The sequence below is a fragment of the Mobilicoccus caccae genome (assembly GCF_030161635.1).
Taxonomy (GTDB): Bacteria; Actinomycetota; Actinomycetes; order Actinomycetales; family Dermatophilaceae; genus Mobilicoccus; species Mobilicoccus caccae.
The window spans coordinates 3532567-3551635 of record NZ_BSUO01000001.1; the positions used below are offsets into that span (position 1 = coordinate 3532567).

General features: G+C 70.6%; 18 protein-coding genes. 9 read left to right on the forward strand and 9 right to left on the reverse strand.

Annotated features, from left to right (window positions below):
• Positions 1-54 precede the first annotated feature (54 nt).
• Both QQK49_RS17295 and QQK49_RS17300 read left to right on the forward strand, forming a co-directional pair.
• Positions 55-630: an LOG family protein gene (locus tag QQK49_RS17295; protein WP_284305036.1), complete on the forward strand. Its 576-nt coding sequence runs from the start codon at positions 55-57 to the stop codon at positions 628-630.
• A gap of 111 nt (positions 631-741) precedes the next feature.
• A complete protein-coding gene (locus QQK49_RS17300; RefSeq protein ID WP_284305037.1) occupies positions 742-1437 on the forward strand; it encodes an inositol monophosphatase family protein in 696 nt (231 codons plus the stop codon).
• Between the two features lie 43 nt (positions 1438-1480).
• Here QQK49_RS17300 and QQK49_RS17305 read toward each other — a convergent pair whose 3' ends face one another.
• On the reverse strand, positions 1481-2251 hold the full coding sequence (locus QQK49_RS17305; protein ID WP_284305038.1) for a dimethylarginine dimethylaminohydrolase family protein: 771 nt from the start codon (positions 2249-2251) through the stop codon (positions 1481-1483).
• A 410-nt stretch (positions 2252-2661) separates the two neighbouring features.
• Between QQK49_RS17305 and QQK49_RS17310 the strand changes: the two genes are divergently transcribed.
• The 3 genes from QQK49_RS17310 to QQK49_RS17320 all read left to right on the forward strand — a co-directional run bounded on the left by QQK49_RS17310 (position 2662) and on the right by QQK49_RS17320 (position 4907).
• On the forward strand, positions 2662-3330 hold the full coding sequence (locus QQK49_RS17310) for a cytochrome P450 (protein WP_284305039.1): 669 nt from the start codon (positions 2662-2664) through the stop codon (positions 3328-3330).
• Positions 3234-3917, forward strand: coding sequence for a cytochrome P450 (locus QQK49_RS17315; RefSeq protein WP_284305040.1), 684 nt, complete (start codon positions 3234-3236; stop codon positions 3915-3917). The genes QQK49_RS17310 and QQK49_RS17315 overlap by 97 nt, the downstream gene beginning before the upstream one ends.
• A 96-nt stretch (positions 3918-4013) precedes the next feature.
• On the forward strand, positions 4014-4907 hold the full coding sequence (locus QQK49_RS17320; protein ID WP_284305041.1) for a D-hexose-6-phosphate mutarotase: 894 nt from the start codon (positions 4014-4016) through the stop codon (positions 4905-4907).
• Positions 4908-5930: 1023 nt separating this feature from the next.
• Here the strand turns inward: QQK49_RS17320 and QQK49_RS17325 are convergent.
• The 3 genes from QQK49_RS17325 to QQK49_RS17335 form a co-directional block, all read right to left on the reverse strand.
• The gene (locus QQK49_RS17325) at positions 5931-6932 is read right to left on the reverse strand and encodes a M66 family metalloprotease (protein WP_284305042.1); all 1002 of its coding nucleotides are present in this window, start codon (positions 6930-6932) and stop codon (positions 5931-5933) included.
• A gap of 243 nt (positions 6933-7175) precedes the next feature.
• Positions 7176-7952 (reverse strand): DNA-3-methyladenine glycosylase I, encoded by a 777-nt coding sequence (locus QQK49_RS17330; protein ID WP_284305046.1) that lies wholly within the window; start codon positions 7950-7952, stop codon positions 7176-7178.
• A 131-nt stretch (positions 7953-8083) separates the two neighbouring features.
• Complete coding sequence (locus QQK49_RS17335) at positions 8084-8695, reverse strand: hypothetical protein (RefSeq protein WP_284305047.1); 612 nt, start codon at positions 8693-8695, stop codon at positions 8084-8086.
• A 152-nt stretch (positions 8696-8847) separates the two neighbouring features.
• On the opposite strand from QQK49_RS17335, the gene QQK49_RS17340 reads away from it, so the two are divergent.
• Complete coding sequence (locus QQK49_RS17340; RefSeq protein WP_284305048.1) at positions 8848-10527, forward strand: dihydroxyacetone kinase family protein; 1680 nt, start codon at positions 8848-8850, stop codon at positions 10525-10527.
• A gap of 12 nt (positions 10528-10539) precedes the next feature.
• On the opposite strand, the gene QQK49_RS17345 is transcribed toward QQK49_RS17340, so the two are convergent.
• The 3 genes from QQK49_RS17345 to QQK49_RS17355 form a co-directional block, all read right to left on the reverse strand.
• Positions 10540-10983, reverse strand: a complete 444-nt coding sequence (locus QQK49_RS17345; RefSeq protein ID WP_348536225.1) for a YchJ family protein — start codon at positions 10981-10983, stop codon at positions 10540-10542.
• Between the two features lie 79 nt (positions 10984-11062).
• Positions 11063-11875: a hydroxymethylpyrimidine/phosphomethylpyrimidine kinase gene (locus QQK49_RS17350; protein WP_284305049.1), complete on the reverse strand. Its 813-nt coding sequence runs from the start codon at positions 11873-11875 to the stop codon at positions 11063-11065.
• A gap of 57 nt (positions 11876-11932) precedes the next feature.
• Positions 11933-12403 (reverse strand): SRPBCC family protein, encoded by a 471-nt coding sequence (locus QQK49_RS17355; protein ID WP_284305050.1) that lies wholly within the window; start codon positions 12401-12403, stop codon positions 11933-11935.
• Between the two features lie 169 nt (positions 12404-12572).
• On the opposite strand from QQK49_RS17355, the gene QQK49_RS17360 reads away from it, so the two are divergent.
• From QQK49_RS17360 to QQK49_RS17370, 3 genes are all read left to right on the forward strand, one after another.
• A complete protein-coding gene (locus QQK49_RS17360) occupies positions 12573-13868 on the forward strand; it encodes an acetyl-CoA hydrolase/transferase family protein (protein ID WP_284305051.1) in 1296 nt (431 codons plus the stop codon).
• A gap of 268 nt (positions 13869-14136) precedes the next feature.
• Positions 14137-15624 carry a glycoside hydrolase family 3 N-terminal domain-containing protein gene (locus QQK49_RS17365; protein ID WP_284305052.1) on the forward strand — a complete coding sequence of 496 codons (1488 nt, stop codon included), beginning with the start codon at positions 14137-14139 and terminating at the stop codon, positions 15622-15624.
• Positions 15625-16178: 554 nt separating this feature from the next.
• Entirely contained in the window at positions 16179-16529 is a 351-nt protein-coding gene (locus QQK49_RS17370; protein WP_284305946.1) for a glycoside hydrolase family 3 C-terminal domain-containing protein, read from the forward strand.
• A gap of 125 nt (positions 16530-16654) precedes the next feature.
• Here the strand turns inward: QQK49_RS17370 and QQK49_RS17375 are convergent, their stop codons facing one another.
• Both QQK49_RS17375 and QQK49_RS17380 read right to left on the reverse strand, forming a co-directional pair.
• Positions 16655-17482, reverse strand: a complete 828-nt coding sequence (locus QQK49_RS17375; protein ID WP_284305053.1) for a PRD domain-containing protein — start codon at positions 17480-17482, stop codon at positions 16655-16657.
• A 162-nt stretch (positions 17483-17644) separates the two neighbouring features.
• Positions 17645-19066, reverse strand: coding sequence for a glycoside hydrolase family 1 protein (locus tag QQK49_RS17380; RefSeq protein WP_284305054.1), 1422 nt, complete (start codon positions 19064-19066; stop codon positions 17645-17647).
• Positions 19067-19069 lie beyond the last annotated feature (3 nt).

Below are 19069 nucleotides of genomic sequence, written 5' to 3' on the forward strand. Positions count from 1 at the left end.
CGGCCGGCAGCAGCCCTCATGCGCGCCGACGGCCACGCCCGTAGGCTGGAGGATATGCGCAGTGTCTGTGTCTTCTGCGGTTCCAGCCCCGGTGACGACCCCCGGTACCTCGAGGCCGCCACCGCACTCGGCGACGAGCTGGCCCGCCGCGGCATGAGGCTCGTCTACGGCGGCGCGTCCGTCGGGCTCATGGGTGCCTTGGCCGACGCCGTCCTCGCCGGGGGTGGCGAGGTGGTCGGGGTGATCCCCGAACACCTGGTGTCCTCGGAGATCGCCCATCCCGGCCTGACGGAGTTGCACGTCACCAACTCGATGCACGAACGCAAGGCGATCATGGCCGAGACCTCCGACGGGTTCGTCGCCCTCCCGGGCGGATTCGGGACCCTGGAGGAGCTCGTGGAGATCCTCACCTGGAACCAGCTGGGCCTCATCGCCAAACCCGTCGGTCTGCTCAACACCCTCGGTTTCTACGACCGGCTCACCTCGTTCTTCGGGCACTGCGTGTCGCAGGGATTCATCCGCGCCCCGCACCTCGGCCTCTACACGATCGATCCCGAACCGAGTTCCCTGATCGAGGCCATGACCAACCATGTGCCGACCACGACGCCGAAGTGGAAGGACCGCAGCTGAGGCGATGTGAGACGGTGGGTGCGTGGACACCCAAGCCGTTCTCGACCTGATGCGCGAGGTCGCTGCAGAGGTCATCACCCCCGCTTCCGGGCCCTCGGATCGGGTGAGGTGATGGAGAAGAAGCCCGGCGATCTGGTCACGGTCGCCGATCACGAGGCGGAGCAACTCATCACCGAGGCCCTCTTACGCGACGATCCACACGTCCTCGTCGTGGGCGAGGAGGCCACGGCGGCCGACCCCGACCTCCCCAAGGCCCTGGCGGGCGCGGGTCACGCGTTCACCGTCGACCCGGTCGACGGCACCAAGAACTTCGTCAACGGCTCGCCCGATCACGCGGTCATGCTCGCCGAACTCCGCGACGGGGAGCCCGTGCGCGCCTGGATCCTCCACCCCGCCCACGACGTCGCCTACGTCGCCGAGAAGGGCGCCGGCGTCTACCGCGACGGAGTCCGGCTGCCCGCCATGAGCGTTCCCGCCGACGGACTCACGGTGTGCACCTCCAGCCCCTCCCTCGAAGGGCGCCACGGCACACTCGATCTCGGCCCCACCGCCTGGAGTTGCGGCATCGACTACCCGTGGCTGCTGGAGGGCCGGGCCCACGCCCTGCACTACACCCGCGGCCTGCCGTGGGACCACGCGCCCGGATCCCTGATGACCGAGGAACTCGGCGGCGTCGTGCGGTTCCTCGACGGCACCCGATACGGGGTGGCCGACGGGGCACGCGGCCGGACGGGGCTGTTGGCGGCCGCCTCCCCCGATGCCTGGGACGAGATCGCCCCGCAGCTCGCCGACCTGCGCCGCGGCTGAGGCGAACTCAGGCGGCCACGCGAACTCGGGCGGACTCCGGCGATCAGAACGGCGCGAGCAGGCACGTCATCGTGCCCTCGCGCTTCTCGAACTCGCTGATGTCGACGAGGACCGGCTCGTACCCGAGGTCGGCGATGGTCCGGGCCGACCCCGGCGCGCTGGCCGCCACGAGCACCGCGCCTCCCCCGAGCGGAAAGGCGTGCGCCCCACCGCGTTCGGGCACCGGCACGAAGTCCTCGAACACCGACGGGTCGTCGACCAGGGGCGGGTGGCCGAGGACCGTGCCGCACGGCAGCGCCGTCACACCCGAGTTGAGCTGCACCGACTTGTGCAGCGGGACGGGGACGACCTCGAGCCCCGAGGCCTCCAGCGTCCTGGTCACCTGCGCCAGCCCCGCACGGTTGGTCCGCACGCCCACGCCGACGTAGACGACGTCCCCGACGCGCACGAGGTCACCACCGTCGACCGTCCCCGGACGGCGGATCGGCACCACGCGAACATGCCTGGACGCCAGCGTCCGCCGGATCGCGGCCCGCTCCGGGCGACGTGACTCCACCGCCGACCGGGTGAGGATGACCCGGCCGCCCACGGAGACCGCGGCGTCGCCGACGAACACCCCGTCGGGGCACGGCGGATCACCCTCGTGTCCCTCGACGACGACGACCTCCCACCCCGCCGCGGACACCGCCTCGCGCACGTCGCGCCACTGGGCCATCGCGCGCTCGAGGTCGACCGGCTCGCGGTCGATGAGCGAGACGACGGCCCCACCCAGACCGGGCTCGGGAGGCCTCATCAAGGCCCGGCGGCGCATCATGGGTCCAGCGTGGCACGAGTCGGCACACTCCCCTGCAGGGTTCCCCCTGCCACTTGACCGTCTCTTGACCTGTTCCTGACCGGATCCGATACGGGCGATCGACCGGAAGACCTCGCACCTGCCCCGACGCTGCCGAAGAGGACATCGACGGCGACTCCACCACCGCCGTCGCGGCACCCGGAGCGGTCACAGGCCCAGGTCCCACACGAAGGGGCGGCGCGTCACGACGCGCCGCCCCTTCGGCGCGTGTGGCATCGGCGCGTGTGTTGCATCCGACCGGGAACGTCGGCGCCCCCTCGACCGTCAGACTGGGCGAGGAGTGTCGACACAAGGAGCGCCCATGACCGCGTGCCCACACGGGCTTCGGAGAACGCAAGACCGTCCGCGAGGGAGAGGCCCTGACTCCGCCGGTGGAGGTGATCGACGGCGTCTGCCACGTGCGGTCCTATCCCCTGGTCAAGGAGATCCTGCGCGCCGGGACGACCACGGTCCAGGCCGGTTTCAACGCCGACATGGCCACCGAGGGCCGAAAGACGATGAAGGACCCGATCCTCTTCATGGACGGCCCCGAACACCGCCGCCAGCGCAGCATGATCGCCCGGTACTTCGCGCCGGCCACCGTCGCCCGCCGCTACCGCGACCTCATGGAGGACCGCGCCGATCGGCTCGTCGCCGAAGTCACCGCCGAGTTCGACGCGGGCCGCTCCGTCGACCTGGCCGACATCAGCCTGCGCTACTCCGTCGAGGTCGCCGCCCAGGTCATCGGCCTGACCAACTCCGACCGGGCGGGCCTGTCGAGGCGACTGGAACGCCTCTTCTCGATCCCCGCCCAGCCGCCTCGGTCGACCGATCCCGACGCCGAGGAAGGCGCTGCCGACGGCGAGGATCACCGCCGAGACGGCGAGCTGCCACCCCCGCCCGTGTGGCCGCGACCATCAAGGGCGGCGCGGCGTCCTTGGCGGGGAGGTTCTCGGCCCTCGCGATGTCCGCGCGGGCCCTCGCGCCGCTGTCCTTGTTCTATGTGCGCGACGTCAGACCGGCGATCGTCGCCCGGCGCCGCGAGCGCGACGAGGACGTGATCTCCCACCTCATCGACCAGGACTACACCGACCCCGAGATCCTCATCGAGTGCGTGACCTACGGCGCGGCCGGCATGGTGACCACGCGCGAGTACATCTGCATGGTCGCCTGGCACCTGCTGGAGGACGCCGAGCTGCGGCGGCGCTATCTCACCGCCGAGCAGACCGAGCGGCACGACATCCTCCACGAGATCCTGCGGCTCGAGCCGGTCGTCGGCCACCTCTATCGCCGTGCGACCTCGGACATCACGCTCCAGGACGGCGGCACGGTCCACCACATCCCCGCGGGCGCCGTCATGGACCTCTCGGTGCGCGCCGCCAACGCCGATCCCGACGTGGTCGGCGAGGACCCGCTGTGCGTGCGTCCCGACCGGGCCATGTCCAAGGGGGTGCGCCCCGAGGCCATGTCGTTCGGCGACGGCAACCACCGCTGCCCCGGAAACTCCCTGGCCATCCACGAGACCGACATCCTCCTCACGCGCCTGCTCGCGCTCGAGCCCGTCCTGGAGAGTCCGCCCCGGCTCGGCTGGCTCGACCTCATCGCCGGGTACGAGCTGCGCGAGGTGCGCCTGCGGCGGGCGGCGTAGGGCTGGCGCGTGGTCTGCGGCACGAAACCGCTGCACGACACGGCGATTCGTGCCGACATGATGGGCGTGAGCGCTTCCTCGGTAGACCATGGACACATGAACACCACACCTGAGCAGTCGTCGCTGCCCGACGGAGTCACCTACGAGGGTGGCGATGCACCCCGCCTGGTGATCGACACGCCCGCGGCCCGCGGCGAGATCCACCTCGACGGTGCCCAGGTCACCCGGTGGGCGCCGGCCGGTGCCGACGAGGTGCTCTGGGTCAGCGCGCTGACCCGCAGCGGTGAGGGCATCGCGGTGCGCGGCGGCGTGCCGATCTGCGCGCCGTGGTTCGCCACGGGCCGCGCCAAGAACCGCTCCCCGCAGCACGGGTTCCTGCGCCTGGTCCGCTGGTCGCTCACCGAGACCCGCCGCGTCGGGGACGACGTCACGGTCGTCCTCACCGCGCCCGACCTCGCCTCCCTCGAGGACGTCCCCGGCCTGGACCAGACGCCCTCGGATCTCACGGCCACGTACGAGGTGACGATGGGGCGCACGCTGCGGATGTCCCTGACGATCACCTCACCCACGCAGAAGCTGGAGCTCGAGGAGGCCCTGCACACCTACCTGCGGGTCTCCGACGTCACGCAGGCGCGGGTCGAGGGCCTCGACGGTGCGCGGTACGCCGACAAGGCCCCCGGTGGTCGTGCGGTCAACGCCCAGCAGGGCGACGTGACGTTCATGCGTGAGACCGACCGCGTCTACGCCTCCACCGAGACCGTCACCCTCGTCGACGGCGAGCGCCGGGTCGTCGTCGAGAAGTCCGGCTCGGCCAGCACGGTCGTGTGGAATCCCTGGGAGCGCAAGGCGGCCGAGATCTCGGACTTCGGCGACGACGAATGGCCGGGCATGGTGTGCATCGAGACGGCGAACGCCCTGGCCGGGCACATCAAGCTCGAACCCGGGCAGTCGCACACGATGACCGCGGAGATCTCGCTGCAGAACGCGTGACACGCGGGTCCGATGCGTCTCCTTTCCGACTCGGCCGGTTGGGTTCGTCGCGGGGGTCGGGAGTAGGTTGAGCCCGGACCGGCGGCCCGTCCGCCCGAACGACCGAGGAGACACCGTGCGCACCTTCGACGCCCTGGCGCGCACGTGACTCTCAGCATCATCGCGCTCGTCCTCGGCGTGCTCGCCTACGGTGGCGCCGGGGCCCGCCTGTCCGACGGGGCCCGCGGAGACGTCCACCCCCTCAAGTCCGGCGCGTGGTGGACCGGAACCGCCCTGCAGGGAGCCGGGTTCTTCTTCACCCTCCTGGCCCGCGGGCATCTGCCGCTGCTCATCGTGCAGGCGGCGGTCGTCGGGGGTCTGGCGATCACCGCGCTCATCCAGCACCTCGCCGGCACCCGCGCGCTCAAGGGCCGCGACGTCGGTGCCATCGGCGTCGTCGTCACGGGGATCGCGCTGTTGGCCGCGACGACCGTGCCCGGGCCGGCCGTCCCCATCGAGCCGCTGCACCTGCTCGTCCTCGGTGCCGGAGTCGCCTTGTGCCTCGGCACGATTCCGTTCAGGCTCCACCCCGGTGTCAGCGGCGTGCTGGCCGGTCTGGGGTTCGCGATCAGCGCCATCACGGCCCGCCTGCTCGTCGCGGAGATCGATCCCGACATCTGGCGGTTCTGGGAGTGGCCGTGGACCCTGTGGGTCGCGGGCTTCCTGCTGGTCGGCGGTCTCGTGTTGGCGCAGGTGCACCTGACCCGCGGCCTCGCCGTGTCGCACGCCGTGGGCGTGCTCGGGGCCAACTACGTCACGAGCACGATCGTGCCGGCGGCCGTCGGACTCGTTCTGCTCAATGAGTACCCCCGCCAGGGGATGGCGTGGGCCGTCGGCGTCGGACTGCTCTTCTCCCTGGTGGGCGCCCTCTCCCTCCTGCGCCCTGACCAGGCCGACCCCACAGCCCAAGGCGTCCTCCCCCACCGACCGACGCCTGAGGACCCGGCGCACCGTTCGAGCGGGTCGGCGCAGGGTTCGAGGTGCTCAGCGCCCGATGCCGGCCGTCATCGGGTTCTGGGGCCCTGCGGCGGTGGCGCCGCTTCCGGAGGCGAAGCATCCCGAGACCGCGCCGAGACGGCGCAGGCCCGCGAGGTCACCGGCTCCCCAGCGTGCCTCCTTGTAGGTGGTCTCCGGGTACATGATCTGCGCGCGGTCGCCGGTCTTCGGGTGGTCCAGGCCGAGGGTGTGCCCGACCTCGTGCATGAGCACCTGCCCCCAGGTGCCCAGTTCGCCGGAGGCGCGGCCGCGCCCGAACCCGCCCGGCAGGTTCTTGGTCGTGTTGATGACGACGTACCCCTGCACGGCCCGGTGCCACGAACGGCCGCCGACCTTCTGCGCCTTCAGGTCGTAGAAGACGCCGGCGACGCCCAGGGCGTTCGTGCGCTTCTCGAGGAACTTGGTGCGTGAGGGCGTGGTGTAGGCGATGACCAGGTGCGTGCCGTCCGGGTACTCGTCGGGCACCGATGTCGACCGCGCGCCGGGGACGACCTTGGTGGTCCCGAGGTAGCGGTAGTTCACGCCGCTGGCCGTCGAGGCCTGCGCGACCGCGGCGCGGACGTCGTCGAGCGCGCCCTGCGGCGCCCCCGCCAGGTTGACGCGGTACCCCACGACCGTGCAGGGATCCCACCGCACGGGCGGGGTCGTGAGGAAGGCGTGGGACTTCGTGTCGCCCTCGCCCACACCGACGGTGAAGGTGGCGGAGGAACCGGCGGCGTGCGTGCCGGTCGCCGGGGCGAGGAGGCGGTAGGTGCCGACTCCGGGGCTGTCGGTGGGCAGGTTCACTGCGAACGTGCCGGTGGAATCCACGTCCGCGACGCGGCGCCACGAGCGCCCCACCAGCTGCTGCAACTGCACGTCGCGGGCCGCGGTGGCCGTCACACTGCCGCGCACGACGACCCGGTCGCCCACGCGGGCCACGGCCGCACTGGGCGCGCCCGTGAGTGACGTCGCGGCAGGCCCCGGGTCCGCATGGACCACCGTGGGCACGCTCAGACCTGACAACCCGACGATCGCGGCGAGAACGACCCGCCGACCCCCTGCACCCAACACCTGCGCCTCTTCACCTGCTCCGCGCCGCGCATCGACGCGGTCGCGAGAGCCCTGATCGCAGAGACGATCAGCAGGAGTTCACGAGTGCGTGTGCGAGGACGTCCGACTTCCCCCGAGGCCGGGATCCGGCCGCAGCCGGATACACCTCAAGAATCTCACGATCGGGCAGGACATGCCAGGTCAGAAGTCGACCGTTCGGCGATCTGTTCCCCCGGCAGGATCGACCGCGGACGGCTGCGCGACGGCCCGCCGCACGGGAACGATGCCGGCCGCCAGCAGCAGGGCCTGGGCCATCACCGGGCCGAGATGGACGAAGCCCGCCTCCTTGAGGTCGGCGGCCAGGCGCGCGGATCTCTCACCGGCGCGGGGGATCTCGCTGACATCGACCGCAGGCGCCACAAGCTCCCCCGCACTACGCCCCCACACCAGGTCCACGAGGCCGCCGTGATCACGCAGAGCCATGACGGCCCGCGCGTCGGTGACCACCGCCTCGATCTTGCGCCGGTTGCGGATCATGGATGCATCCGCCACGAGTCGGTCGACATCGGCGTCGGTGAACGCGGCCACGATCGAGGCGTCGTACGCGGCGAACGCCTCCCTGAGCGCGTCGCGCCTGCCGAGCACGGACGACCAGGTCAGACCCCCCGCGAACACGAGCAGGGCGATGAGTTCGAACAACCCCGCCTCGCTCTCGACGGGTCGTCCCCACTCCGTGTCGTAGTACCGGCGCACCGCCTCGCCACGATCGGCCCAGGCCGGGCGGAGGACCCCGTCCGAGGAGAGGACGGTCGGCGCGAGATCGGGGCCGGCCTCGGTCTCTGCGGGGTCGGTCTCTGCGAGGTCCGTGTCGGTGGGATCGGTCTCGGCGAAGTCAGTGTCGGTGGAGTCGGTGGAGTCGGTGGGATCGGTCTCGGCGCGGTCGAGTGCGGGGTCGACGGCGGGGTCGGGGGCGAGCATCACGGGCTCCTTCGTCGTGGTGGCCCACCACGGACCACCGGTCCCGCCACCCTGACGACCCGAACCTCCCGACGGCCTCCCCGGTCACCCGACAGTGGACGACGCGGTCGCCCGCCGGGCGCTGTGGATCGTCAGGACCGCGCGGCCAGCCGCGGCAGCGGCGCGAGAGGCCGATCCGTCGGCACGACGACGCCGTCCTCGATCAGCTCGGCGTCGAGCTCACCCGGCGCCACGACGACGCGGTGGGCGTCGCGTCCGCTCCAGATGTCGACCGCCAGCACCCGCAGGTCCTCCGGTCGCACCCGCGCGCGCAGGAGCCTGACGGGCTCCTCGAGCAGGAGGGAGAGGAAGTCCCGCGACGCCTGTGCCCGCGCCCGATCCGCGCGCCACATGAGGTCACCGGCGCTCCACAGCTCGAGCACGTCACCTCCGAAGGCACCGCCCTCGGCGTACGGCCGCGCAGGGCCCAGCAACCGCGCCCAGTCCTCCAGGCTGCGCTGGTAGCGCACCGCATCCCCGAGGAAGAAGCAGGTGGCGGGCACGTCCGCGAGCTCCCCACTCAGGTCGAGGGTGCCGTCCTCGACCAGCTCGAACAGCAACCGGACCCGCGGCTCGTGGTGGTCGCCCACCCCGGTGAGGTAGTCGTGCAGCCGGTGCACCGGCGCATCGCCGCCGCCACGCAGGACGTCGCGGACCTCCTGCTCGAAGGCGTCCTCGAGTGCCTCCCTGATGCGTTCGGCCATCGCCGCCCCCGGCGGTGGCGTTCCTGCTCCTCGGCGTCGGTCATCGTGCCTCCCCCAGCTGTCGATGTCGCAGGAGTCTAGGACGTACGTCCAGGACACGTGACCGATCCGGTCGCCGGACGCATACAACGCATCGGGACTACGGTCGAGACATGTCGGATCGCCCCGCACTGCTCAACGACCGCTCAGACTTCCTGCCCGAGGCCATCGGTGGCCTGGTGGCAGCGCATCCCGATGCCGCCTGGCATGCCGATCCCGGTTTCGTCGGCCGCGCGGACGCGCCACGCGACGCCGAGACGCCGCGGGTCGGCCTGGTCTCCGGTGGCGGGTCGGGGCACGAACCGCTGCACATCGGATTCATCGGCGCCGGGATGCTCACCGCCGCCTGCCCGGGGTTGCTGTTCACCTCACCCAACGCCCTGCAGGTCGTGGGCGCGACGCGGTGGGCCGATGCCGGGCGCGGTGTCCTGCACATCGTCAAGAACTACACCGGCGACGTGATGAACTTCCAGGTCGCGCGCGATGCCGTCGCCGTCGACGGGGTCGAGACCGACGTGGTCGTGGTGGCCGACGACGTCGCCACGGAGTCCGACGAAGGCCCCGGCCGTCGAGGCACGGCCGCGACGATCGTCGTGGAGAAGGTGTGCGGGGCGGCCGCGGAACGCGGCGACGATCTCGCCCGGGTGACCGAGCTCGGACGCGCCGCCGCCGAGGCGTCCCGGTCGATGGCCGTCGCGGTCGCCCCCGGCCGCCTGCCGACGGCGGACCGACCCACGTTCGACCTCGAGAACGGCTCCTTCGAACTCGGCGCCGGCATCCACGGCGAGCCGGGTGTCGGCCGCATCGACGCGACGAGCGCCGGCGAGCTCGTCGACACGCTCCTGACCAGGATCGCCGCGTCGTTGGAGCTGTCGGCGGGTGACCGGATCGTGCTCGTCGTCAACGGCCTGGGCGCGACGCACGGTCTGGAGCTCGCGCTGGTGTACGGCGAGGCGCTGCGCCGGCTGTCCGAGCGGGAGGTGGTCGTCGAACGCGGGCTCGTGGGCAGCTTCGTCACCGCCGTCGACACCGCCGGGTTCTCGATCACCCTCACCCGCGTCGACGACGAGATGCTCGACCTGCTCGACGCCCCGACGGCCGCACCCGCCTGGCCGAACGCGATCGCGCATCGCCCCACGTACGAGGACGCGCGCCCCGAGGTCGACGACTCCCTGCCCGACGGCGAGGAGTGTGGCTGGCTGAGCGCCTTCGTCGAGCGCGTGCAGGGCGGGATCGACGCCCTCACCGACCTGGATCGCCGAGCCGGGGACGCCGACTTCGGCACCAACATGGAGGCGGCGCTCGGCGACATCGACCTGCCGGTGCGCGGCGATGACGCCGGCGTCCTCCAGGCTCTCGCCGATCGCCTGCTCGTGCGTTCCGGGGGCACCTCCGGCGCGGTGTTCGGCACCCTGTTCCGAGAGCTCGCCACTGCCCGACGTGCCGAGGAGAACGCGGCGATCGCGCTGGCCACGGGCCTGGAGCGGGCGGCCTCCGCCATCACCGATCTCGGCGGGGCGCAGGTGGGCGACCGCACGATGATCGACGCTCTCGTGCCCGCGGCACAGGAGGCGCGTGCCTGCGCCGACGCCGGCGAGGACGACCTGGCCGCGTGCCTGGAGCGGGTCCACGTGGCGGCACGGGAGGGGGCCCGCTCCACCCGCGAGATGACGGCCGCGAAGGGCCGCGCCTCCTACAACGCCGACTCGGCGCGGGGCGTGGTCGACCCGGGCGCGATCGTCGTCAGCTGGCTCTTCGGCGGCGACGGCGACGTGTCGGCGTTCGAGGCGTAGCCGACCCGGCGTTCAGTCCACGTCGCCGTCGACGTACACCCAGTGTCCGGCGCGGCGGGTGAAGCGGCTGGTCTCGGTCATCGTGTGACGCTCGCCGGCGGCGTTGCGGGAGGTCGCCCGGTAGACGACCGTGCCCTCCTCGTCGCCGGGGCCGCCGGCCGAGCTCGAGAGCACCTCGAGCCGCACCCACCGGTGCCGCGGGTCCAACGACAACGAGTCGGGTCGGGTGCGCGGGTGCCACGTGCGCAGCAGGTACGCCTCGTCACCGACGGCGAACGCCGAGTAGCGAGAACGCATCAGCGCCTCGGCGGTCGGTGCCGCCTCACCACCGTGAAAGCGTCCGCAGCAGGCGGCGTAGGTCGCTCCCGAGCCGCACGGGCACGCGCCCTCCGGGCTCGCCGCCCCGCCGACGATCCCGAACGCCGCGCCACCCGCCGCCCCGCCGAACGCACTCACGCGCTCACGCGCTCACCGCAACCGGCCACACGTCAGACTCCACCGGCCACCACGTCCGCCGGTGTGTGGTCGGCACCGCTCAGACGCCCTGCCACATCGCGTCGAACGGCGCGTTCGAGGCGAGGCGGGCGCGGATCCCAGCGGTGACGAACTGCTTGGCGGCGCGGGCGGCCTCCAGCGGCGACTGTCCCTTGGCGAGCTCGGCCGTGATCGCGGCGGCCAACGAGCACCCGGCGCCGCTGACGGCGACCTCACCGATCTTGGGCTCGGAGAGCACCTCGAGCGTCGTTCCGTCGTAGAACACGTCGACCGCATCGGGACCGGCCAGGCGGACGCCACCCTTGGCGAGCACCGCCGCCCCGCAGGTCTCGTGGATGCGGCGGGCCGCGGTCTCCAGATCGCCCACCGACTCGATCGTGTCCATGCCGGCCAGCGACAACGACTCGAAATGGTTGGGCGTCACGAACGTCGCCAACGGCAGGACGTTCTCCTTGAGCGCGTTGTCGGTGTCCAGGGCGGCGCCGGGCTCCTGCCCCTTGCAGATGAGCACGGGGTCGAGCACCAGGCGCTCGGGGCGATGCTCGCGCAGCTCTCGGGCGACCACGTCGATGGTCGCCGGGGTGCCGAGCATGCCGATCTTGACGGTGTCGATGTCGTAGCAGGCGAACTCGGCCTCGAGCTGATCGGCGATGACCTGCGGATCGACGGGAACGAACCGGTGGCCCCAGTCGGCCTTGGGGTCGAAGGAGACGATGCAGGTGAGGGCTGCCAGACCGAAGACACCACTGGCCTGGAAGGTCCGGAGGTCGGCCTGGGCGCCCGCGCCACCGGTGGCTTCGGAGCCGGCGATCGTGAGGGCGAGGGGCGGTGGGGGCATGTGCGTGTCAGCCATGGGCCCATCTTGCTCCTGTCGCCCGGCACCGCGCACGTCGACCGGGCGGTCGTCGGATCAGGGGCGCGCGAACCGCTTGCGCAGCCGGCGCAGTGACTTCTCGATGCCGACGGTGTTGCGGTCCTTGGCCCGGATCAGTCGAAGCAGCGGCGGAAGGGTCGACCCGCTCTCGTCGTAGACCTCGGTGACGCGTGTGCGGCCCTGATCGAGGGGTTCCAGCTCCCACCGCCAGCGGTGACCGGCAGGCAGACGCCATTCGATGAGCCGGTCCCGCTCGAGGCGGGTGACGGTGTTCGTCATGGCGTAGGGGACCCCGAACATCTTCATCGAGACGCGGAACCGGTCGCCCTGCTCGAGGTCGCGGGGGCCGATCACCTCCGGCTGCACGGTTCCGCTGCCGTCGAGCTCGTGGTGGCGGTGGGGGTTGACGAGCAGCGCGAAGATCTCGTGCGGTTCGGCGTCGACGACGACCTGGCGGCCGACGCCCGCGGGTCCGCAGTCGAGCGGGGTCACGTCAGTGGGCTCCATGACCCACACCCTACGGCCGGGTCACGAGGCGACGACCTCGCCGTCTGCCGCCGCGTGGGTGAGACTCATCGCACGTCAGAGGTGCCTCGCGGACGGCCTGCGGGCGGAGACGGGCCGCTAGTGTCGGGGTGAGTTCTCACGAATCGCCGCTCGAGCCTGGAGGTCGACGATGACCGCGCAGCAGCAGTACTCCGCCAAACTCCGGGAGGCCGGAGACGCGGTCGACCTCATCGAGAACGGGTCGGCGATCGTCGCCCCGACCGGTGTGGGCGAGCCGCCGACCATCCTCGAGGCGCTGTCGGAGAACCGCACCGAATTCCGCGGAGTCACCGTCTCCCAGATCCTGCCGCTGCGTCCGTTCGGCTACCTCGACCCCGACACGGTCGAGCACGTCCGCCACGTCGCGTACTTCCTCGGCGGCCCGACCCGACCCGGCGCGCAGGCGGGCTGGGTCGACTACTACCCCTCCTACTTCAGCGAGATGCCCGCGCTGTTCCGCGAGGGGCTGCTGCCGGCCGACGTCGTGGTCGCGATGGCCTCGCCGATGGACAAGCACGGCTACTTCTCCATCGGCCTCACCCCGGACTACACGATGGCGGCGCTGGAGCGGGCCAAGGTGGTCATCCTCGAGGTCAACCCGGGCGTGCCCTACTGCTACGGCCACTGCCACGTGCACATCGACCAGGTCGACGCGATCGTCGAGGACGACCGCCCGCTGCTGGAGGTCGGTCTGCCGACGATCGGCCCGGTGCAGGAGGCGATCGCCGGGCACGTCGCCGACCTCATCCCCGACGGCGCCACCCTGCAGATCGGGTACGGCGGCATCCCCGACGCCGTCGTCATGCAACTGCTCGAGAAGCGCGACCTCGGCGTCCACACCGAGATGATCGGCGACGGCATCCTCTCCCTGGTGGAGGCGGGAGTCGTGACCAACCGGCGCAAGAACGTGTCGCCGGGCTCGATGAGGGCGACGTTCGGCCTGGGCACCCGCAAGCTGTACGACTACATGGACCACAACCCCGCCCTGGAGATGCACCCGGTCGACATCACCAACGACCCCTACCTCGCGGGCTCGCACGACAACCTGCACTCGATCAACGGCACCATGCAGATCGACCTGCTCGGGCAGTGCGGCTCCGAGAGCCTCGGCGTCAAGCCCTACTCCGGCACCGGTGGCCAGTCGGACTTCGTGCGCGCCTCCAACCGGTCGCGTGGCGGCAAGGCGTTCATCGTGCTGCCCTCGACGGCCAAGGGCGACACGATCTCGCGGATCGTGCCCACCCTCTCCCCGGGCACGCACGTGTCGACCAGCAAGAACGACATCGACCACGTCGCCACCGAGTTCGGCGTGGTGCGCCTGCGCGGCCTGTCCGCCCGCGAGCGCGCCCGCGCCCTCATCGGTATCGCCCACCCCGACTTCCGCGCCGAACTCACCGAGCAGGCGGAGAAGTTGCACCTGATCTGAGCGTCGCCTCCGTACGGTCGCCCGCTCTGAGCAGAGCGGGCGACATTGTGCAACGCCCGCTTTGCCCAAAAATCCGACAACTCGCATCGCTCGATGTGCGCCGTCACGGATTCGCCACTGCCAGAGTGAGCTTCGTCATCGTGGACGGAGCCGGACCGGACGTCGCACGTGGGACGCCCCACTCCGCCCTGCCGGTGGTGGCGCCGCCCCGCTCGCGCAGGACACGACACCTTCCACACCCCTGTGAACAGGATGGAAGGACGTGCCCATGCGCATTCTTCGCACCATCGCGGCGGCCGCGGCGGGAGCCCTCACGGTCACCGGAGTCCTCGCTCCGCTGGCCCCCGTCGCCTCCGCGGCCGATCTGCCCGGCCCGGCGACCCGCGCCGTCTCCGACGGCAAGACCTCGTTCGCGGTCGTCACCAACCCCGGCGGCGGCGCCACCCTCAGCTACGTCCCCGGTGGGGCGGTCACGCTGCTGGAGGTGACGACGCCCACGGCGCGCCTGGCGTTCAAGGACATGAACGCCAACCGTCGCCTCGATGTATGGGAGGACTGGCGGCAGCCGGTGAACGTCCGCGCGGCCGCGCTCGCGCAGGAGCTGACGAAGGAGCAGATCGCCGGGCTCATGCTGTTCAGCTCCCACGAGCGCGACCCGGCGGCCGGCCTGACCGACGCCCAGCGCACGTACCTCGCCCAGGACCAACTGCGCAACGTCCTCAACGCCGGACCCAACGACGTGAAGGCGAACGTCACCTGGGTCAACGCGATGCAGAAGTTCGCCGAGGCGCAGGCCAAGGCCGGGCTGCCGTACGTGCCGGTCAACTTCTCCTCCGACCCGCGCTCGACGGCGGCGCAGGACACCGCCTACAACGCGGCCGGCACCGACATCTCCCGGTGGCCGAGCAACCTCGGCCTGGCGGCGACCTTCGACCCCGAGACCATGCTCAGATTCGCCAAGACCTCCTCCGCGGAGTACCGCGCGATGGGCATCACCACCGCCCTCGGGCCGCAGATCGACCTCGCGACCGAGCCGCGGTGGCTGCGCGTCGACGGCACGTTCGGGGAGAACGCCGCGCACGCCTCACGGATGGCGAAGGCGTACGTCGACGGGTCGCAGAACACCTACGACTCCTACGGGCACTCCACCGGCTGGGGCCCGGAGTCCATCGCCACGATGATCAAGCACTGGCCGGGCGACGGCGCCGGTGAGGGTGGGCGCGAGGCGCACCTCAACGCCGGCAAGTACGCCGTGTACCCCGGCGACAACTACCGCGAGCACATGCTCCCCTTCCTCGCCGCCAAGGACTCACTCGCGGTGATGAGCTCGTACTCGATCGCCATCGACAAGGACGGCGAACCGCTCACCGGCAACCGGGTCGGTTCGGCCTATGACAAGGTCAAGATCGACGCGCTGCGCACCGAGGGCTACGACGGCGTCATCTGCACCGACTGGGGCGTGACCCGCGGGTACACCGACCCGAACTCCCCTTCGGCATGGCCTGGGGCATGGAGAAGGCGAGCGTCGTCGAGCGTCACTACGCGGTGCTCAAGGCCGGCGTCGACATGTACGGCGGCAACAACGACAAGGCGCCCGTGCTCGCCGCCTACGACCTCTGGCAGAAGGACCACGAGGCCGGCAAGAACGCGCTCTCGGCCGACGCCCGGTTCCGGCAGTCCGGTGAGCGCATCCTGCGGATGCTGTTCGCGCCCGGCCTGTTCGAGCACCCCTACCTCGACCTGGCGAACTCGATGAGCGTCGTGGCGAGCCGGGACAAGGTGGAGGCCGGTATCGCGGCGCAGCTCGACTCCGTCGTCATGTTGAAGAACGCGAAGCGGACGATCAGGAAGTCCTCGCTCGCGGCCTACAAGAACAAGACGGTCTACATCCCGAGCTCGACCGGCTACGGCTTCCCGAGTGTCTTCTCGCAGTCGACGACCGACGTGACCGGACCGACGCTCGACGTCGAGGTCGCCAAGACCTACTTCAAGAACGTCCTCACCGACACCCCGATCCTCGACGCGAAGGGCAAGGTCGTCGGGTACCGCCAGCCCGACCTGCGCAAGGTCGACATCGTCCTGGCGGGCATGCGCAGCCCCGACAACGGTGACAACTTCACCGGCGCCGGCCTCACCAAGGACGGCACGTTCTACCCGCTGTCGCTGCAGTGGAAGCCCTATACCGCGAACGGCCCGAACGTGCGCCGCACCTCCATCGCCGGCGACATCCTGCCCGACGGCACCCGTGAGAACCGCAGCTACTTCGGGCAGACCAGCCGCATCGGCAACGAGTACGACCTGGTCGCCGTGATGAACACCGTCGAGGCGGTGGAGAAGGTGGAGAAGCAGACGGGCCGCGACATCCCGATCATCGTGTCCGTCAAGGCCAAGACGAGCTTCATCCCGGCCGAGTTCGAGAAGCACGTGGACGCGATCCTCGTGGGGTACTCGGTCAACGACAAGGTCCTCATGGAGACCGCGCTGGGGCAGCACGACCCGCGCGGCCGACTGCCGATGACCAGCCCGAAGGACATGGACGCCGTCGAGGCCCAGCTCGAGGACGTCGGCGAGGACATGACCCCCTACCGCGACTCCGCGGGCCACCACTACTCGTTCGGGTTCGGCCTGAACTGGAAGGGCGTCATCGGTCGCAAGCACTGACACCCGAGACGGCGACAGGGCCGGCGACCTTCGCGGCCGCCGGCCCTGTCATCTGCCGAAACCGCCGGCTATAGCCGGCGGTTTCGGCGCAGGAGAGAGTGGGCGACGCGTCCGAGGTCTACGCGTCAGTCGCCGGTGAGGCGTGCGACGTGCATCGTCAGGTAGGCGACCTCGTCGGCGGTGACCCGCTCGCCCAGGCGCAGTTCGAGCACCGTGGCCAGGCGCGCCGCGCACCGGGCGGCCTCGGGGTAGGCGCCGGTGAACGTCGCCAGCATCGCGGCGTGGCCCTCTTCGAGTTGCCGCCCCGACTTGACCCGCACGAAGAAATACCGCAGGTGGGTGATGAACCGGGCGGCGTTGACGGTGTGGGTGTCGAAGGTGCGCCCGTAGGTCTGCTCGATGACCTCGAACAACTGCTGCAGGATGTCGGTCATCGCATACGTCTGGGAGAGGTCGCCGGTCGCGAACGACGCGTTGACCAGGTGCATCGCGATGGGCACGGCCTCTTCGGGAGGCAACGTCACGTCGATGCGCTCGTTCACGTGGGCCAGGATCGCCCCGGCCGCCGCGTACTCCTCGGGGTAGAGGTGTTCGACCTCGCCCTGCAGCGGATGGTCGATGACGATGCCCTCGCGCACCCGCGTCGCGGCGAAGCTCAGGTGGTCGGCGAGCGCGACGAGCGTGGCGGGATTCTCCTCGCGTCCGAGCCCGACCGCCAGCATGGCCTGTTCGGCGATCTCGAGGAACTCGGTCGGGATCGCGGCGAGGAGCTGCCCGGTGTGGTCGGCATCGCGGCCGTCGGTGGGCGCGAACGTGCGCGCGACGCGGCTCGGGTCGACGTCCTGCCCCGGCTTCTTCTGGAACCCCAGCCCCCGCCCGGTGAGCACGACCTCACCGCCGTCCCCGCCGCGTGCCAGGACGACGTTGTTGTTGAAGACGCGCAGGATCTTCATCGACCCCATCCTCCCCTCGCTCCTTCTCGCTTCGGCTTCCCCTTGCTCACGTCCACTCTCCCCGAAACCGGGGTGTAGCTCTCAGACCGGAGGCGATGACCTCCGGTCTGAAAGCGGGCTCCGTTGTCAGGCGGGTCGAGGAACGGTCGTTCTCCCCGGTGCTCAGGTCAGTGAGGCACCGTTGGTCGCGATGACGTTCTTGTACCAGGCGAACGACTTCTTCTTGTATCGATCCAAGGTGCCGGAGCCGTCGTCGTGGCGGTCGACGTAGATGAACCCGTAGCGCTTGCTCATCTGCGCCGTCGACGCGCTGACCAGGTCGATCGGGCCCCACGAGGTGTAGCCGAGGAGGTTCACGCCGTCGGCGATGGCCTCCCGCACCTGCACGAGGTGGTCGTTCAGGTAGGCGATGCGGTAGTCGTCGTGGACGGTCTTGCCGCCGTCGGCGCCGGCGTCGTCGACGAGTTCGTCCTTGGCGCCCAGACCGTTCTCGACGATGAACAGCGGCTTGCCCCACCGCTCCCAGTAGTCGTTCAGCACGATGCGCAGGCCGACCGGGTCGATCTGCCACCCCCACTCCGATTCCTTCAGGGTGGGGTTGCGCACGCCGGCGAAGATGTTGCCCTGCCCGATCTCGCCCTTGCTCGGGTCGGCGGTCGCGCAGATGCTCACGTAGTAGCTGAACGACACGAAGTCGACCGTGTGCGTCAGCGTCTCGCGGTCCTCCTCGGTGATCTCCAGCTCCACGCCCTGTTCGCGCAGCGTGCGCAGGAAGTACCCGGGGTACTCCCCGCGGCAGTGCACGTCACCGAACGTGTAGTTGCTGTGCTCGATCGCCCGGGCCACGAGCACGTCCTGCGGGTCCGGCGTGAGCGGGTAGGTCGGCATCGCGATGATCATGCAGCCGACCATGATGTCGGGGTCGATCTCGTGGGCGATCCGCGTGGCCGACGCCGACGCGACCAGCTCGTGGTGAATGGCTTGGTACAAGTCCTGCTTGGACAGCTCCTCCTTGGGCGTCCAGATTCCCCCGGCCATGAGCGGCGCGTGCAGCACGGCGTTGATCTCGTTGAACGTCAGCCAGTACTTGACGCGGTGCCCGTACCGCTCGAAGAGCACCCGTGCGTACCGCTCGAAGAAGCCGATCATCCGGCGGTCGGTCCAGCCGTCGTACTCACGCGCGAGGTGCAGCGGCGTCTCGTAGTGGCTGATCGTCACCAGCGGGGCGATCCCGTGCTTCTCGCACTCATCCAGCACCCGGTCGTAGAAGGCCAGCCCTTCCTCGTTGGGGATCTCCTCGTCGCCGTTCGGGAAGATGCGGCTCCACGCGATGGAGAAGCGGAAGACGCCCCAACCCATCTCGGCGAACAGGGCGATGTCCTCGGCGTAGCGGTGGTAGAAGTCGATGCCCTCGTGTTTGAGGTTGTCGGGCGTCGGTTCCTGCGTGGGTGGGGCGGTGATGCCCTTCGGCATGAGGTCCTGGATGGACAGGCCCTTGCCGTCCGTGAGGTAGGCACCCTCGAACTGGTTGGCGGCGGTGGCGCCGCCCCACAGGAAGCCCTCGGGGAAGGTCGGTGTCGTCATGGC

What these genes read in the sequence shown, in the direction of transcription:
- QQK49_RS17350 (WP_284305049.1), bottom strand. Translation starts at nt 11,875, where the DNA reads ATGGCTGACACGCACATGCCCCCACCGCCCCTCGCCCTCACGATCGCC.
- QQK49_RS17360 (WP_284305051.1), top strand. Translation starts at nt 12,573, where the DNA reads ATGACCGCGCAGCAGCAGTACTCCGCCAAACTCCGGGAGGCCGGAGAC.
- QQK49_RS17315 (WP_284305040.1), top strand. Translation starts at nt 3,234, where the DNA reads ATGTCCGCGCGGGCCCTCGCGCCGCTGTCCTTGTTCTATGTGCGCGAC.
- QQK49_RS17295 (WP_284305036.1), top strand. Translation starts at nt 55, where the DNA reads ATGCGCAGTGTCTGTGTCTTCTGCGGTTCCAGCCCCGGTGACGACCCC.
- QQK49_RS17335 (WP_284305047.1), bottom strand. Translation starts at nt 8,695, where the DNA reads ATGGCCGAACGCATCAGGGAGGCACTCGAGGACGCCTTCGAGCAGGAG.
- QQK49_RS17355 (WP_284305050.1), bottom strand. Translation starts at nt 12,403, where the DNA reads ATGGAGCCCACTGACGTGACCCCGCTCGACTGCGGACCCGCGGGCGTC.
- QQK49_RS17365 (WP_284305052.1), top strand. Translation starts at nt 14,137, where the DNA reads ATGCGCATTCTTCGCACCATCGCGGCGGCCGCGGCGGGAGCCCTCACG.
- QQK49_RS17380 (WP_284305054.1), bottom strand. Translation starts at nt 19,066, where the DNA reads ATGACGACACCGACCTTCCCCGAGGGCTTCCTGTGGGGCGGCGCCACC.
- QQK49_RS17375 (WP_284305053.1), bottom strand. Translation starts at nt 17,482, where the DNA reads ATGAAGATCCTGCGCGTCTTCAACAACAACGTCGTCCTGGCACGCGGC.
- QQK49_RS17340 (WP_284305048.1), top strand. Translation starts at nt 8,848, where the DNA reads ATGTCGGATCGCCCCGCACTGCTCAACGACCGCTCAGACTTCCTGCCC.
- QQK49_RS17305 (WP_284305038.1), bottom strand. Translation starts at nt 2,251, where the DNA reads ATGATGCGCCGCCGGGCCTTGATGAGGCCTCCCGAGCCCGGTCTGGGT.
- QQK49_RS17370 (WP_284305946.1), top strand. Translation starts at nt 16,179, where the DNA reads ATGAACACCGTCGAGGCGGTGGAGAAGGTGGAGAAGCAGACGGGCCGC.
- QQK49_RS17330 (WP_284305046.1), bottom strand. Translation starts at nt 7,952, where the DNA reads ATGCTCGCCCCCGACCCCGCCGTCGACCCCGCACTCGACCGCGCCGAG.
- QQK49_RS17300 (WP_284305037.1), top strand. Translation starts at nt 742, where the DNA reads ATGGAGAAGAAGCCCGGCGATCTGGTCACGGTCGCCGATCACGAGGCG.
- QQK49_RS17320 (WP_284305041.1), top strand. Translation starts at nt 4,014, where the DNA reads ATGAACACCACACCTGAGCAGTCGTCGCTGCCCGACGGAGTCACCTAC.